Origin of the sequence: Dactylosporangium sp. CA-152071 (assembly GCF_050936335.1) — a bacterium.
GTDB lineage: Bacteria > Actinomycetota > Actinomycetes > Mycobacteriales > Micromonosporaceae > Dactylosporangium > Dactylosporangium maewongense.
This window is the reverse complement of sequence record NZ_JBNJMZ010000002.1, coordinates 1,695,737-1,710,284: the sequence shown is the minus strand read 5'-3', so window position 1 is coordinate 1,710,284 and position 14,548 is coordinate 1,695,737. Positions and strand designations below refer to the sequence as shown.

Below are 14,548 nucleotides of genomic sequence, written 5' to 3'. Positions count from 1 at the left end.
GCCGCACACATCCTGCAGAAATCGAGGCATTGCATGAAGCACGTCAGATCGGTCGTGGTGGTGGCCGCCGTGATGGCCGCCGCGGCCACCGGTTGCGGCAGCCCGTCGTCGAAGCGGACCTCCGCGGACGACGGCAGGTCGACCATCGCCACCGACAAGGTCATCATGGACCGCGACGCCAAGGGACCCGCGAAGGATGCCCCGGGGGCTCGCAAGGGCGGCACGATCACCGTGTACTCCCAGCCGACACCCAACACCTTCGACCCGACCGACACGTACTACGTCGACGCCAACGAGATCGACAAGCTGGTCTTCCGTACCCCCACCCAGTTCGACATCCGCCCGAACGGCGACGCGGTGCTCGTCTCCGATCTCACCGATCTCGGCACCGTGTCGGCCGACAAGCTCACCTGGACGTTCCGGTTCCAGCGCGGAATCAAGTACGCCGACGGCAGCGAGGTCAAGGTCGAGGACCTCGCGTACGCCATCAAGCGATCCTTCGCGCACGACGTGTACCCCAACGGGCCGACGTACCACATGACCTACTTCAAGGACGGCGACCCGGCGAAGCCCGGTGCGTACAAGGGCCCGTACACCAGCGGCGACACGTACGCCGGCGTCGAGACCCCCGACCCGGGCACGCTCGTCATCCATCTCGCGCAGCCGTTCCCGGACCTGCCGTTCTACATGAGCTACCCGCTGTTCACGCCGATTCCCAAGGCGAAGGACACCCGCCAGGACTACAAGAACAAGCCGATGGCGACCGGGCCGTACGAGTTCGACAGCTACACCCCCGGGGCGCAGCTCAAGCTCAAGCGCAACCCGAACTGGGACGCGAACACCGACCCGGCCCGGCACCAGTACGTCGACGGCTGGGACTTCAAGTTCGGCGAGCAGGACGTCAAGACGCAACAGCAGGTGCTCAACAGCAACGGCGCCGACGCCGACGCGCTGAACTATCAGAACATCGACGCCTCGCTGGTGCCTCAGCTGACCGGTGCAAAGGCCGGCCAGCTGCTGCGGGGCGCCAGCCCCTGCCACCAGATGACCCAGCTGGACTCGCGCAAGATCCCGCTCGAGGTCCGCAAGGCGATCGCCGTCGCCTACCCGTACGACCAACTGTGGAAGGCCTCCGGGTTCAACGACTACGGTCAGCAGGCATCCAGCACCATCATGCCGCCGAGCGTCCCCGGCTACCGTGCCTACCAACCGCTGCCGGGCCTGTCCGGCAAGGGCGCCGGCGACCCCGCCGCGGCGAAGAAGATGCTCACCGACGCCGGCAAGCTCAACTTCGAGGTGAGCTGGTACTACGACAACACCAAGCCGCTGACCCAGCAGACCACGCAGATCCTGTCCGACGCGCTGACCGCGGCTGGGTTCACCGCCAAGCCGATCGGTGTCTCCACCGCCGAGCTGCGCGGCAAGGTCGGCGACTACAACGCCCCGACGAACCTCGGCGCCTCGCCGTCCGGCTGGTGCTCCGACTGGCCCTCCGGCAGCAGCTGGTTCCCGGTGCTGTTCCAGACGCACAGCATCGCCGACGGCCAGAGCCTCGGCATGCTCACCGACAAGGACCTCGACGCCCGGATCAACGCGATCGCCGCGCTCCCGCCGGACGAAGCGGTCGGCAAGTGGGCAGACCTGGACCGGGAGATCATGAGCCGCTACGTCGTGCTCCCGCGGTACTACTTCAAGGTCGCCGTCGTGATCGGCACCAACATCGGCGGTGCGCTCGTCGACTCCACCATGGGCATGCCGAACTACAAGAGCATGTTCCTCAAGGGCTGACCGCCACCCGATCCCGGGCCCGGTCAGGCGTTCAACTCGTCGGGCCGGGCCTGGCAGCCACCCAGGCAGGACACCGTGCTGTTGTACATCCTCAAACGGCTCGTCAGCGCCGTCTGTGTCATCGTGGCCACCCTCGTGGTGAGCTTCGCCCTGTTCTTCGTCGCGCCAACCGACCCGGCCGCCGCGATCTGCGGAAACCGCTGCACGCCGCAGCGGGTCGCCGAGATCACGCACAGTCTCAGTCTCGACAGACCGGTCGCGGTGCAGTTCCGTGACTACGTCGCGGGCATCGCCGCCGGCCGGGATTTCATGATCGGCGGTACCGTCGTGCACTGCTCGGCGCCGTGTCTGGGCTATTCGTACACGCTCGGGCAGCCCGTGACGACCCTGCTCGCCCAGGCCGTGCCCGTGACGCTGTCGATCGTCGTCGGTGCGGCCGTCGTGTACCTGAGCGTCGGCGTGCTCGCCGGGACGTATGCCGCGCGCCGGCGCGGCACATTCATCGATCGCGCCACCGTCGGAGTCACCCTCACGGTGAGTTCGGTGCCCTACTTCGTGGTCGCGTTGATCGTCGCCCTGTACGCGACCGCACTGCCGCGCTCGGCCTACCACGCGCTGCTGGACGATCCGCTCGCCTGGGCCGGCGGGCTCAGCGCCGCGTGGCTCACGCTCGGGCTCGCCAACGCCGCCGCGTACACCCGCTACTCCCGCGCCGCGATGGTCGACATTCTCAGCGAGGACTACCTGCGTACCGCCCGGGCCAAGGGCGCCTCGCCGCGCCGGGTCGTCTACCGGCACGGCCTGCGAGCCGCGCTGACGCCGGTCGCCACGATCTTCGGCCTGGATCTGGCGCTGCAGCTGACCGGTGCGATCTTCACCGAGAGCATCTTCGGCCTGCCCGGGCTCGGCGTGCTCACGCTGCGCGCCTTCAATCAGTTCGACCTGCCCGTGCTCATGGGCGGTGTCCTGGTCGGCGCCGTGGTGCTGGTCGCCATGAACCTCCTGGTCGACCTGCTGTACACGGTGCTCGACCCGAGGGTGCGGCTGGCATGACTGATCCGTTCGTTCAAGTGCGGGACCTGACCGTGCGGTTCCCGGTCGCCGGCAGCATGGTCCGCGCCGTCCAAGGCCTCAGTTACGACGTGGAGCTCGGCCGCACACTGGCCATCGTGGGCGAGTCCGGCTCCGGCAAGAGCGCCTCCAGCCTGGCCCTGCTCGGGCTGCATGACCGGCGGCGCAGCGTCATCACCGGCTCAGTCAGGATCGGCGGTCGCGAGTTCATCGGCATGCCGGAAGAGCAGCTGCGCCACCATCGCGGCAACACCGCCGCGATGATCTTTCAGGATCCGCGAGCCAGCCTCCATCCGTACCTCACGGTCGGCTACCAGATCGCCGAGGCCTACCGGCTGCACCACCGCACGACCCGGCGGGCCGCCCGCGCGCACGCCGTCGACATGCTCGGCCGGGTCGGGATCGCCAACCCGGCCCGGCGCGCCGGCGACTTTCCTCACGAGTTCTCTGGTGGCATGTGCCAGCGGGTCATGATCGCGATGGCGCTGGTCAACGACCCGAAGCTCCTCATCGCCGATGAACCGACCACGGCGCTGGACGTCACCGTCCAGGCGCAGATCCTCGGGCTCATCGCGGGCCTGCGCGACGAGTTCGGTTCGGCGGTCATCCTCATCACCCACGACCTCGGTGTCGTCACCGATGTGTGTGACGACGTCCTGGTCATGTACGCGGGCCGCAGTGTCGAGCACGGACCTGTGCGCAGCGTCCTGGGCAGCCCGACCCATCCGTACACCTGGGGCCTGCTGGAAAGCCTGCCCTCGCTGTCCGGACCGGCGGGTGGCCGGCTGCACCCGATCCCGGGCGCGCCGCCTGACCCGCTGGAGCCGTTGCCGGGATGCCCGTTCCATGCGCGGTGCGAATACCACGCGCGGGTCGCCGGCGACCGTTGCCGCACGGTGCTGCCCGACCTCGCCGTTCGCGCCGGCGACGGCGCCCATCGTTCCCGATGCCATCTCGCCGCTCCCGCCGCGGTCTTCGCCGGCGAGATCGCGCCCCGTCTGATCTGAGCGCCCGAAAGGTTGACACCGTGCCCGACGTACCGTTGCTCGAGGTTCGAGACCTCGTCAAACAGTTCAGTGCGCGACCCGGCGGCCGGCGCACGGTCACAGCGGTGGACGGTGTCGCGTTCGACCTGCGTCCCGGCGAGACGCTCGGCCTGGTCGGCGAGTCGGGCAGCGGCAAGTCGACCATCGGCAAGCTCGTGACCCGGCTGCTCCGCCCGGATCGTGGCGAGATCCGGCTCGCCGGGCGCGACATCTCGACGCTGTCCGGGCGGGCCATGCGCCCGTTCCGGCGCGACGTCCAGCTGGTCTTCCAGGATCCGTACTCCTCGCTCAATCCGCGCCACACGGTCGGCGACATCCTCGGCACGGCGCTGCGGGTCCACGACACGGTGCCCAAATCGCAGGTCGCGCATCGGATCGGGGAGCTGCTCGGTCAGGTCGGCCTCGACCCGGCCCACGCCGGCCGCTACCCGCACGAGTTCTCCGGCGGGCAACGGCAGCGCATCGGCATCGCTCGCGCGCTCGCGGTCGGGCCGCGGCTCATCGTCGCCGACGAGCCGGTGTCGGCGCTCGACGTGTCGATCCAGGCGCAGGTGATGAACCTGCTGGAGGACCTGCGCGCCGAGCTCGGCCTGGCGTTCCTGTTCATCTCCCACGATCTCGCCGTGGTGCGGCACTTCTGCGACCGGGTCGCCGTGCTGTACATGGGCCGGATCGTGGAGATCGGCGCCCGCGAGCAGATCTACGCCGACCCGCGGCATCCGTACACGCAGACCCTCATGGCCGCGGTCCCGGACATCGCCTGGCTGCGCGGGGGGAGCCCGCGACGCATCCGTGTCCCGTCGGCGTCCCCGGTCGCCGCGGAGGCGGGCGCGCAGCGGTCGGGATGCCGTTTCCGGACGCGCTGCCCGGTGGCCGCACCGGTGTGCGCCGAGTCGGAACCGGCGCTCACACTTCGTGCCGCCGGGCACCGGGCGGCCTGTCACATCCGGTGATGCTGGACCCCGCGGTCGGCGGCGTGCAGTGACACGCCCTTGCCGCGGACCGTATGCAGGTAGCGCACCGGCGCCGCCGGCTCACCGAGCTTGGCGCGCAGCCGGTGCACCAGCACGTCGATGCCGTTGATCGACGTCGTCCCGCCGCGGCCGAGCCGGGTCCGCAGGACGGTGCGGGACACCACGCGTCCGGGATGCTCGGCGAGGCACGCCAGGAGGTCGAACTCGCTGCGGGTGACGGCGACCGGCACGCCGTGCAGTGACACCCGGCGCTCAGCGACGTCGACCCGCAGGGCGCCGACGACACAGGGCGCCGGTGGCGGCGCGGCCGGCACCCGGCGCAGCAACGCACCGACCTTCGCGTCCACCACCGCCGGCTGAGCCGGCTTGGGCAGGTAGCCGTCCGCGCCACCGCGCAGGGCCTGGAGCACCTGCTCCTCGGGACACTCCGCCGTGTGCAGCATGACCGGCCGGCGGGATCCGAGGCACATCAACCGCAGCAGCAGCAATCCGTCCACCGTCGGCAGGAACGGGTCGATGAGCACCACGTCGGGCCGTTGGTGGGTGTGGCAGGTGAGGTCGGCCAGCACCCGGCCGGCCGCGTGCAGCGACACGTCCGACACGACGTGTCCGTACTGGGCCAGCCCACTGGCCAGGGCCCGCCGGTATGCGGAGTCCTCGTCGATGAGCAGGAGGTTCGCCACGTTAGCCATCCGAGGTCGGGGTCCGAACGTCCGCAGAATTTCACGTCGAAGGCCTCGATCCCCATAGCCGGCACCATAGCGTCCACTGATCGCAGCGGCTCGCCACGCGGCTCGGCCGGCGCCGTAAAGGTTGCCGAAAGCTGGCGCCCCACCGAACCTGACTGTCCCATGTGGACCGGTTGTCGCCGATCTCCCGCGCTGGTTAGCGTCCAGCGCCGAGCAACACATCGAAGCATGTAATCACGTGACCTGTGGTCCGTGCTTCGGCTCGCCAAACCCCCAAGGAGATCGCATGACCACAAGCCAGCTCCGGCGAAGAATCGCCCGGCTGTCCGGCGCCGCACTGCTGCTCGCTCTCGCGGGCGGACTGACGGCGGTGCCGGCGGCCGCGGGCCCCGCCTCACCTTCCGGTGCGGCGGCCGCCTCGGCGAGCACGACCAAGGCACCGCCCGCCGCGGCCGACCTCGCCACCACCGACCGGCACCTCGACAGGCAGGCGCAGCCGGTGAACCGCCGGGCGCCGCAACCGGCCGCGAACACGGCCACCCGCACCGACTACGACCGGCCGGCCGCCACCGTCCGCCAGGCCCGCCCGTCGGACCGCGCTTCGCTCGCGGCGGCCGCCTGCAACACCTCCGACTTCACCAGCCGGACCGGATCCGCGCTGGTGAGCCAGATCAAGTCGTCGTCGGTGGACTGCATCAACAGCCTGTTCAGCCTCTCCGGCAGCGACGCGTACAACGCCTTCCGTGAGGCGCAGATGGCCAGCGTCGCGTACGCGGTGCGGGACGGCGCATCCAGCTACCCGGGCAACTCCAGCACGGGGATGCCACAGCTGGTGCTCTACCTGCGCGCCGGCTACTACGTGCAGTGGTACGACACCTCTGTCGGCACCTACGGCACATCACTGCAGACGGCGATCCGGTCCGGCCTGGACGCGTTCTTCGCCGGCTCGCGTGCCTGGGACGTCACCGACGCCAACGGCGAGACCCTCGCCGAGGCGGTCACGCTGATCGACAGCGCGCAGGAGAACGCACGGTACCTGTACGTCGTGAACCGGCTCCTGACCGGCTACAACTCGTCGTACAACGCGTCGTGGTACATGCTCAGCGCCGTCAACAACGTCTACACGGTGCTCTTCCGGGGCCACCAGGTGCCCGCGTTCGTCACCGCGGTGCAGTCCGACCGCACCGTGCTGAACAACCTGTACAACTTCGCGTCGGGCCACCTCGACCTGCTCGGCACCGACAACGCCTACCTCACCTCCAACGCGGGCCGGGAGCTCGGCCGGTTCCTGCAGGAGACCACGCTGCAGCCCACCGTCCGGCCGCTGGCCGGCGGGCTGCTGTCCAGCAGCAGCATGACCGGCCGCACCGCGCCGCTGTGGGTCGGCGTGGCCGAGATGACGCAGTACTACGACGCGGCGAACTGCAGCTACTACAACACCTGCAACCTCTCCGCCCGGCTGTCCAGCTCGGTGCTGCCGATCAACTACACCTGCAGCGCGTCGATCAGGATCGTCGCGCAGAGCATGACCTCGTCCGAGCTCAGCCAGTCGTGCAGCAGCCTGTTGTCGCAGGACGCGTACTTCCACGGCGTGGTCGCCGACAGCGGGCCCGTCGCCGGCGACGTGAACTCGGACATCGAGGTGGTGGTGTTCGACTCCAGCACCGACTACCAGACGTACGCCGGCGCGATCTACGGCATCGACACCAACAACGGCGGCATGTACCTGGAGGGCACCCCGTCCGACCCCAACAACCAGGCGCGGTTCATCGCCTACGAGGCCGAGTGGGTCCGGCCCGTGTTCCAGATCTGGAACCTCAACCACGAGTACACGCACTTCCTCGACGGTCGCTTCGACATGTACGGCGACTTCAACGCCAACGTCACCACGCCGACCATCTGGTGGATCGAGGGCTTCGCCGAGTACATCTCGTACTCGTACCGCAACGTGGCCTATACCTCCGCGCAGACGCAGGCCGGCTACCACACCTACACGTTGCGTACGCTGTTCGACACCACCTACAGCAATGACCAGACCCGCATCTACAACTGGGGTTACCTGGCCGTCCGGTACATGCTCCAGTCGCACCGCGCCGAGATGATGACCCTCCTCGGCTACTACCGGACCGGTGCGTACACCACCGCCCGCAGCTACCTGACCAGCACCATCGGCAGCCGGTACGACGCCGACTTCGACGCGTGGCTGACCCGCTGCGCCGCCGGCGACTGCGGCGGCAGCACCACTCCGCCCACCAACCAGCCGCCCACGGCCTCGTTCACCGTCGCCACCAGCGGACTCACCGCCACCTTCACCGACCGCTCCACCGACAGCGACGGCAGCATCGCGTCGCGCCAGTGGACCTTCGGTGACGGCACCACCTCCACCGCCGCCAACCCGAGCAAGACCTACACCGCGGCCGGCACCTACACGGTCACCCTGAAGGTCACCGACAACCAGGGCGCCACCGCCACGACGACCCAGTCGGTCTCCGTGTCCACCGGCGGCGGCACCACGCTGCCGGAGTGCACCGGATCCGACACGCGCGTCCTCGACCGCAACTGCCAGCGCTCGGCGCGGTCGGCGACCGCCGGCAACTACAACTACCTGTACATGTACCTGCCGTCCGGCGTCACGACCCTCACCATCGCCGCCGGCGGTGGAACCGGCAACTGCGACCTGTACTACAGCCCGACCAGCTGGGCGACGACCACCAACTACTCCCGATCCTCCACCGGCAGCACCAACGCCGAAACACTCACCATCACCAACCCGCCCGCCGGCTACAACTACATCAGCCTGTACGGCCGGACCGCCTGCTCCGGCGTCACGGTCAGCACCCGCTACTGACCGGCATCCGTTTCACGAGGCTCCCCGCGCCGCACCCGGCGCGGGGAGCCTCCCCGTGTGGCCGGTCAGGAAAGGTAGAGCGCGCACAGATCCGGCTGGCCGAACTGCGGGTGGATGAATCCGTTGCGGACGTTCGCGCCGGCCATCCGCAACGCCTTGATGTAGAACACCGGGATGGTGACGGCCCGGGCCTGGATCGCCTCGTCCAGGGCGCCCCACAACCGGTACTGCCGCTCCAGGTTCGACTCGGCCAGCGCTTCGTCGATCATGGCGTTGATCCGCGGGTCGTTGAAGTTGGCGTAGTCGGTGTTGCCGGCAGAGCCGTCCCTCGGCACGTTCCGGCCGTCGAACTGCGGCGGGATCACCGCCGAGCCGTTCGGCCAGTCCGGCACCCAGCCGGCCCACATCATGTCGTTGCCGTTGGCGGGGTCACCGATGCCGGTCGAGTAGTACGACTGGGACGGGTACGGCCGACGGACCACCTCGACACCGATGCGCTGATACGACTCCACCACCGTGCTGATCGCCCGCGCGACGTCGCTGGAGTTCGGATACGCCAGCCGGATGCGCGCCGGGCACGGCCGGCCGGTCGCCGCCGCCTGCTGGAGCAACCGCAGCGCACGCTCCGGGTCGCCGTCCGGATTCGCCGCTGAACCGTAGAGATCGAACGCCCGGTGCGACTTCAACTGCGGCGCCAGCATGGTCGTCGCGAACTCCCCGACGACGAAGCCGCCCAGCGAGGCCCGCAGCCGCCGCTTGTTCAACGCGTAGGTGAGCGCCTGCCGGCAGGCGAGGCCCGGCAAGGTGCGGGTGTTGAGCGCGAAGTACCGCACCCCGCCGGTGCTGCCGATGACCGCGCGGCCGGCCAGCAACGGATCGTTGATGATCTGCTGGACGAAGTTCGGTGCGGCGTCCCGGTCGATCGCGATCGTGTCCGCCCACGCGCCGTCGCTGTCGATGAGGTTCGCGGTCACCGCCGTGGTGTCGTTGCGCCAGGTGACCACCACGCGATCCGGGTGCGCGCCGCGAACGGTGTCGGTGCCGCGGTGCCAGAACGGATTGCGGGTCAGCACCAGCTCCTGCGCCGTCGCCGACTCGATCTTGTACGGTCCGTTGGAGTAGGGCCGCCGGTCGTAGGCCTCCCCGGTGTCCTTCGTGGCGGGCACCGGCGCGAACACCGACAGCGCGACGGCGTAGCCGAAGTCGCCGACGGGCTGCTTGAGGTGGAAGCGGATGCTCTGCGACGTCAGGCATTCGACGGAGCGCAGGCCCGCGCTGTCGCCGCCGGTCGTGAACGGGCCGGTGTACGGCTTCGGATTCGGTTGCAGGTACTGGCCGGGATACTTCGCCCCGTCGTCGAACTGCGGCGCGAAGCTGCGCTGGATGCCGTACTTCACGTCGGCGCACGTCACCGGGGCGCCGTCCTCCCATCGCACGTCGTCCTTGAGCGTGAAGTCCCAGACCTGATTGCGTTCGCTCGGCCGGCCCGCGTCCGTGGCCAGGTCGCCGACGACCTCGCTCGCGGCCGCACCCGGCACCGACCTGAACGTCGTCAGGGTCCGGGTGAGCAGCCGGCTCACGTTGGCCTCGGTGACGGCGTACACCCGTTGTGGGTCGAGATGCGCCAGCGCCCCACCGATCACCACGTGCAGGGTTCCGCCGTCGTGGGGCACGAGCTCCCGCCCGCCGCCGTCGTCCTGGCACGCGCCGAGCGCGAGCGCTGCGACGAGCACGAACCCGATCCCGGGTCGGGTCGTGCCGCCGGTCGGCGGCCGGCCGGCCGTGAACGGCGTGCCCGGCGGCGGGTCGGTTCGTGCTCGGACCGGTGCTGGTAGGACCGGCGGGACGGTTGCCGACGGTTTCGGGTGCGGCAGCTGCATGGCGACCCCTCGATTGGACCGGGCCGATACGGCCCGCGTGGGATTAGCCCCCGTGCAGCGTGCGATGTTATCTGTAACATATTACAGTGTCCATGCTTGGGCCCGGCTCGGTGACACGTGGACGCGGCCGGAGGTCGAACCGGTGCGACCGCGCGCTGCCATAGCGAACTTCTATGCCTCGGCTGATGAGCCGCCCGGCACCGGCGGTGCGACTCTGGCTGCACGCCTGCCGCGTCAGCCGCGAGTCGGACCAGCGGAGCGCAGGCCGTCCAGCGCCACCGACCCCGTAGAAGGACCTCGTGACACAGCCGCCGCTGCGTACCGGCAGCCATGACCTAGCCGTCAGCCGAACATTGGCCGAGTTCATGCGAACCGGCTGGGCGGACACCGAGCGGGCCGACCTACCGGCCGACCCGGTCGCGCCGTTCACCCGCGCACGTCGGGAGCGGCTCCACGCCCAGTTCGCCGGCCATCGCCTCCTCGTGCCCGCCGGCGGTGACCTGCGCCGCAGCAACGACACCGACTTCCGGTTCCGCCCGCACTCCAACTACACCTGGCTCACCGGCGATCAGACCTCCGACGGGGTCCTGGTCATCTCGCCGGACGGGTCCGCCACGCTGTTCCTGCGCCCGCGCAGCGACCGTAAGGACGACGAGTTCTACCGCGACCGTCGCTACGGCGAGCTGTGGAACGGCCGGCGTCCCACGCTGCTGGAAACCGCGCGGCGCTGCGACATTCCCACCCGGCACATCACCGAGCTGGAGCACGAGCTGCGGTCGTCCGCGCCGACGCTCGTCCTGCGCGACGTCGATCCGCGCGTCGACCGGCTCGTTCCGGCGGACGGCAGCGGCGCCGACGCCGAGTTCGCCGCGGCGCTGGACGAGCTGCGCCTGATCAAGGACGAGTGGGAGATCGCGCAGCTGGAGCACGCGGTCGCCGCGACCACCCGCGGGTTCGAGGACGTGGTCCGGGCCTTGCCGCAGGCACGTGACACGTCGGAGCGATACCTGGAAGGCGTCTTCTGGACGCGGGCGCGCGTGGAGGGCAACGACGTCGGATACCACTCGATCGTCGCGGCCGGCGCCCACGCGACGACGCTGCACTGGACCAGCAACGACGGCCCGGTTCGCGACGGCGACCTGCTGCTGCTCGACGCGGGCGTCGAGACCCGCACGCTGTACACCGCCGACATCACGCGGGTCCTGCCGATCTCGGGACGGTTCACCCCGCTGCAACGCGACCTGTACGAGCTGTGCCGGCGGGCCAACGATGTGGCCTTGTCCTGCCTGCGCCCCGGCGCACCGTTCCGCGCCTTCCACCGGGCGGGCATGGCGGTGCTGGCCCAGGGCCTGGAAGACCTCGGGGTCCTGCCGTGCACGGCCGCCGAGGCGCTCGAGGAGGAGTCCGGCGTCTACCGGCGGTGGACCCTGTGCGGATCCGGACACATGCTCGGCCTGGACGTCCACGACTGTGCGCTGGCACCCGCCGACCGGTACCTCGACGGGGTGCTCGAACCGGGGCACGTCCTGACCGTCGAACCGGGCCTGTACTTCCAGCCTGACGACGAGCTCATCCCGGTTGAACTGCGGGGCATGGGATTCCGTATCGAGGAGGACATCCTCATCACCTCCGACGGCCACCGGGTCCTGTCGGCCGACCTGCCGCGCACCGCGGCGGATGTCGAGTCGTGGATGCACCGCACAGCCGCCTGACGCACGGGCGTCCGCCGAGACCTTTCCGTGGGGTGGGGCCGTTGCCCCCTGTCCGGGATGCCTGGACAGGGGGCAACGGTTTGCGCTGACCGGCTTGCAGGCCCCACGGACGAACCGACCAGCCATCGACGACCCCAAACACCGTCACGACCGGACCAGCGCCGCGGAGGCCACCCGATGCGTTCCAGACACATGTTCCACGCCGTCGACTCGCACACCGAAGGCATGCCGACCCGGGTGATCACCGGGGGAGTCGGCCTGATTCCCGGCAACAGCATGGCCGAGCGCCGCCGGTACGTGATCGAACACCTCGACCACGTGCGGACGCTGCTGATGTTCGAGCCACGCGGCCACGCCGCGATGAGCGGTGCGATCCTGCAACCGCCGATCCGCCCGGACGCGGACTGGGGCGTGGTGTACATCGAGGTGTCCGGCTGCCTGCCGATGTGCGGGCACGGCACGATCGGCGTCGCGACCGTCCTGGTCGAGACCGGCATGGTGCCGGTGGTGGAACCGGTCACCACGATCCGCCTCGACACCCCCGCCGGCCTCGTCGTCGTCGACGTGCACGTCCAGGACGGCGCCGCCACCGCCGTCACCCTCACCAACGTGCCGGCGTATCTGGACGCGGCGGACCTGACCGTCACCGTCGGCGGGTTCGGCGACGTCCGCTACGACATGGCGTACGGCGGCAACTTCTACGCGATCCTGCCGCTGGAGCAGTTGGGACTGCCGTTCGAACGCGGCGCCGCCGGCAGCATCCTCGAGGCCGGACTGGCGGTCATGGCGGCGGTCAACGAGCAGCGCAAACCCGTCCACCCCGAGGATCCGGGCATCGCCGGCTGCCGGCACGTCTACCTCGCCGCGCCGGGTTCGGACGCCAAACGGTCGCGGCACGCGATGGTGATCCATCCAGGCTGGTTCGACCGGTCCCCGTGCGGCACCGGCACCAGCGCGCGCATGGCCCAGTTGCACGCCCGCGGCGAGCTGCCGCTGGACGCCGAGTTCCGCAACGAGTCGTTCATCGGCAGCGAGTTCACCGGACGGCTCGTCGCGGCGACGACCGTGGCCGGCCGGCCCGCGGTCGTCCCGGCGATCACCGGCCGCGCCTGGATCACCGCGACCGCGCAGTACCTGCTCGACCCGACCGATCCCTTCCCGAAGGGCTTCCTGCTGTGAGATCCGTGCAGAGCCGATCACCACAACAACCGGACGACATCGTCGTCACCGTTCCCGCCGCCGGAATGAGCGGCGTCGTCGCCGCCGTCGAGCGGGCCCGCCTGGCGCAGCGCGAATGGGGCGGATGCCGCGCCGGCGAACGCGCGGCCGCGCTCACCGAGGCGGCCGGACGGGCGTACGCGGCCCGTGACGAGCTCATCGCGCTCGCCGTCCGGGAGGTCGGCAAGCCGGTCACCGAGGCGACCGCCGAAGTGGACCGGACCGTGGCGATCCTGCGGTACTACGCGCAACAGGTCTACGACCCGGCGGGTGCCGTGCACGAGCCGACCGGGACGGGGCTGCTGTACACCCGCCGCCGCCCGCTCGGGGTCGCCGGTCTCATCACGCCGTGGAACTTCCCGTTCGCCATCCCCCTGTGGAAGGCCGCGCCCGCGCTCGCCGCGGGCAACGCGGTGGTGCTGAAACCCGCGCCGCAGGCGACCGCGTGCGCCATGCGGCTGTTCGAACTGCTGGCCGGCCCCCTGCCGGACGGGCTCGTCGAGGTGGTCCCCGGGCATGCGAGCGAGGGCCAGGTGCTGACCTCCACCACCGATGTGGTGTCGTTCACCGGCTCGGTGCAGGCCGGGACGGTGGTGGCGGCGCGCGCGGTCACCACCGGTGTCCCGGTGCAGGCGGAGATGGGCGGGCACAACCCGGCGATCGTCCTGCCGGACGCCGACCTCGACCGGGCGGCCCGGCACATCGTGGCCGCGGCCTACGGCTATGCGGGACAGAAGTGCACGGCCACGCGCCGGATCATCGGCGTCGGCGCGGCGAGCGAGCCACTGCGTGAGGCGCTGCTCATGGCGATCGACGAGCTGCCGTGCGGGGATCCCGGCGACCCCAAGACCATGTGCGGCCCGGTGATCGACGACGCGGCCCGCGGCCGCATGCTCGCCGCGGCCCGTGAGGCCCGCCAGTCGGGAGGCACCGTGCTGGCGGGAGGCACCGCATCGGACAACCTGGTCGCGCCGATCCTCGTCGGCGGCCTCTCCGAAGGCCATGCGTTGGCGCGGCACGAGACGTTCGGACCGTTCTGCCTGCTGCAGACCGCTGCGGATGTGCCGACCGCGGTGGCGATGGCCAACAGCGGTGCGTACGGGCTCGTGAGCGCGGTCTACACCGCCGACCTGGGACACGCGCTGCGATTCGTGGAGGAGCTGGGGACCGGGTTGGTGAAGGTGAACGCGCCGAGCACCGGCGTCGACTTCCATCTGCCGTTCGGAGGCGTCAAGGCCTCCGGCTACGGTCCGCCGGAACAGGGCAAGGCGGCGATGGACTTCTACACCACGGTGCGGACGGTGACGGTCCAGCCCGGCTGA

The 14,548-nt window shown here is 70.2% G+C and carries 10 protein-coding genes; 8 read left to right on the top strand and 2 right to left on the bottom strand.

Translation table 11 applies throughout. The annotated features are described in order from the left end of the window. Positions 1 to 33: 33 nt before the first annotated feature. The 4 genes from ACQEVZ_RS47510 to ACQEVZ_RS47495 all read left to right on the top strand — a co-directional run bounded on the left by ACQEVZ_RS47510 (position 34) and on the right by ACQEVZ_RS47495 (position 4,858). Positions 34 to 1,788 (top strand): ABC transporter substrate-binding protein, encoded by a 1,755-nt coding sequence (locus tag ACQEVZ_RS47510; protein WP_433380926.1) that lies wholly within the window; start codon positions 34 to 36, stop codon positions 1,786 to 1,788. A 75-nt stretch (positions 1,789 to 1,863) separates the two neighbouring features. Next, positions 1,864 to 2,841 carry an ABC transporter permease gene (locus ACQEVZ_RS47505; protein WP_354904013.1) on the top strand — a complete coding sequence of 326 codons (978 nt, stop codon included), beginning with the start codon at positions 1,864 to 1,866 and terminating at the stop codon, positions 2,839 to 2,841. Then, positions 2,838 to 3,866 (top strand): ABC transporter ATP-binding protein, encoded by a 1,029-nt coding sequence (locus ACQEVZ_RS47500; protein WP_433380922.1) that lies wholly within the window; start codon positions 2,838 to 2,840, stop codon positions 3,864 to 3,866. The genes ACQEVZ_RS47505 and ACQEVZ_RS47500 overlap by 4 nt, the downstream gene beginning before the upstream one ends. Positions 3,867 to 3,970: 104 nt before the next feature. Further along, entirely contained in the window at positions 3,971 to 4,858 is an 888-nt protein-coding gene (locus ACQEVZ_RS47495) for an ABC transporter ATP-binding protein (RefSeq protein WP_433380919.1), read from the top strand. Here ACQEVZ_RS47495 and ACQEVZ_RS47490 read toward each other — a convergent pair. Further along, on the bottom strand, positions 4,846 to 5,562 hold the full coding sequence (locus tag ACQEVZ_RS47490; protein ID WP_433380916.1) for a response regulator transcription factor: 717 nt from the start codon (positions 5,560 to 5,562) through the stop codon (positions 4,846 to 4,848). The two genes, ACQEVZ_RS47495 and ACQEVZ_RS47490, sit on opposite strands and share 13 nt — an antisense overlap. A 292-nt stretch (positions 5,563 to 5,854) precedes the next feature. On the opposite strand from ACQEVZ_RS47490, the gene ACQEVZ_RS47485 reads away from it, so the two are divergent. After that, positions 5,855 to 8,416: a collagenase gene (locus ACQEVZ_RS47485; RefSeq protein WP_433380913.1), complete on the top strand. Its 2,562-nt coding sequence runs from the start codon at positions 5,855 to 5,857 to the stop codon at positions 8,414 to 8,416. A 65-nt stretch (positions 8,417 to 8,481) separates the two neighbouring features. Here ACQEVZ_RS47485 and ACQEVZ_RS47480 read toward each other — a convergent pair whose 3' ends face one another. Then, a complete protein-coding gene (locus tag ACQEVZ_RS47480) occupies positions 8,482 to 10,296 on the bottom strand; it encodes an ABC transporter substrate-binding protein (RefSeq protein WP_433380910.1) in 1,815 nt (604 codons plus the stop codon). Between the two features lie 365 nt (positions 10,297 to 10,661). Here ACQEVZ_RS47480 and ACQEVZ_RS47475 point away from each other — a divergent pair, with 365 nt between their 5' ends. From ACQEVZ_RS47475 to ACQEVZ_RS47465, 3 genes are all read left to right on the top strand, one after another. Then, a complete protein-coding gene (locus tag ACQEVZ_RS47475) occupies positions 10,662 to 12,008 on the top strand; it encodes an aminopeptidase P family protein (RefSeq protein WP_433380907.1) in 1,347 nt (448 codons plus the stop codon). Positions 12,009 to 12,185: 177 nt separating this feature from the next. Then, positions 12,186 to 13,187 carry a proline racemase family protein gene (locus ACQEVZ_RS47470; RefSeq protein WP_433380904.1) on the top strand — a complete coding sequence of 334 codons (1,002 nt, stop codon included), beginning with the start codon at positions 12,186 to 12,188 and terminating at the stop codon, positions 13,185 to 13,187. A gap of 5 nt (positions 13,188 to 13,192) precedes the next feature. Beyond that, positions 13,193 to 14,548 (top strand): aldehyde dehydrogenase family protein, encoded by a 1,356-nt coding sequence (locus ACQEVZ_RS47465; protein ID WP_433380901.1) that lies wholly within the window; start codon positions 13,193 to 13,195, stop codon positions 14,546 to 14,548.

What these genes read in the sequence shown, in the direction of transcription:
- ACQEVZ_RS47500 (WP_433380922.1), top strand. Translation starts at nt 2,838, where the DNA reads ATGACTGATCCGTTCGTTCAAGTGCGGGACCTGACCGTGCGGTTCCCG.
- ACQEVZ_RS47470 (WP_433380904.1), top strand. Translation starts at nt 12,186, where the DNA reads ATGCGTTCCAGACACATGTTCCACGCCGTCGACTCGCACACCGAAGGC.
- ACQEVZ_RS47475 (WP_433380907.1), top strand. Translation starts at nt 10,662, where the DNA reads ATGCGAACCGGCTGGGCGGACACCGAGCGGGCCGACCTACCGGCCGAC.
- ACQEVZ_RS47480 (WP_433380910.1), bottom strand. Translation starts at nt 10,296, where the DNA reads ATGCAGCTGCCGCACCCGAAACCGTCGGCAACCGTCCCGCCGGTCCTA.
- ACQEVZ_RS47485 (WP_433380913.1), top strand. Translation starts at nt 5,855, where the DNA reads ATGACCACAAGCCAGCTCCGGCGAAGAATCGCCCGGCTGTCCGGCGCC.
- ACQEVZ_RS47510 (WP_433380926.1), top strand. Translation starts at nt 34, where the DNA reads ATGAAGCACGTCAGATCGGTCGTGGTGGTGGCCGCCGTGATGGCCGCC.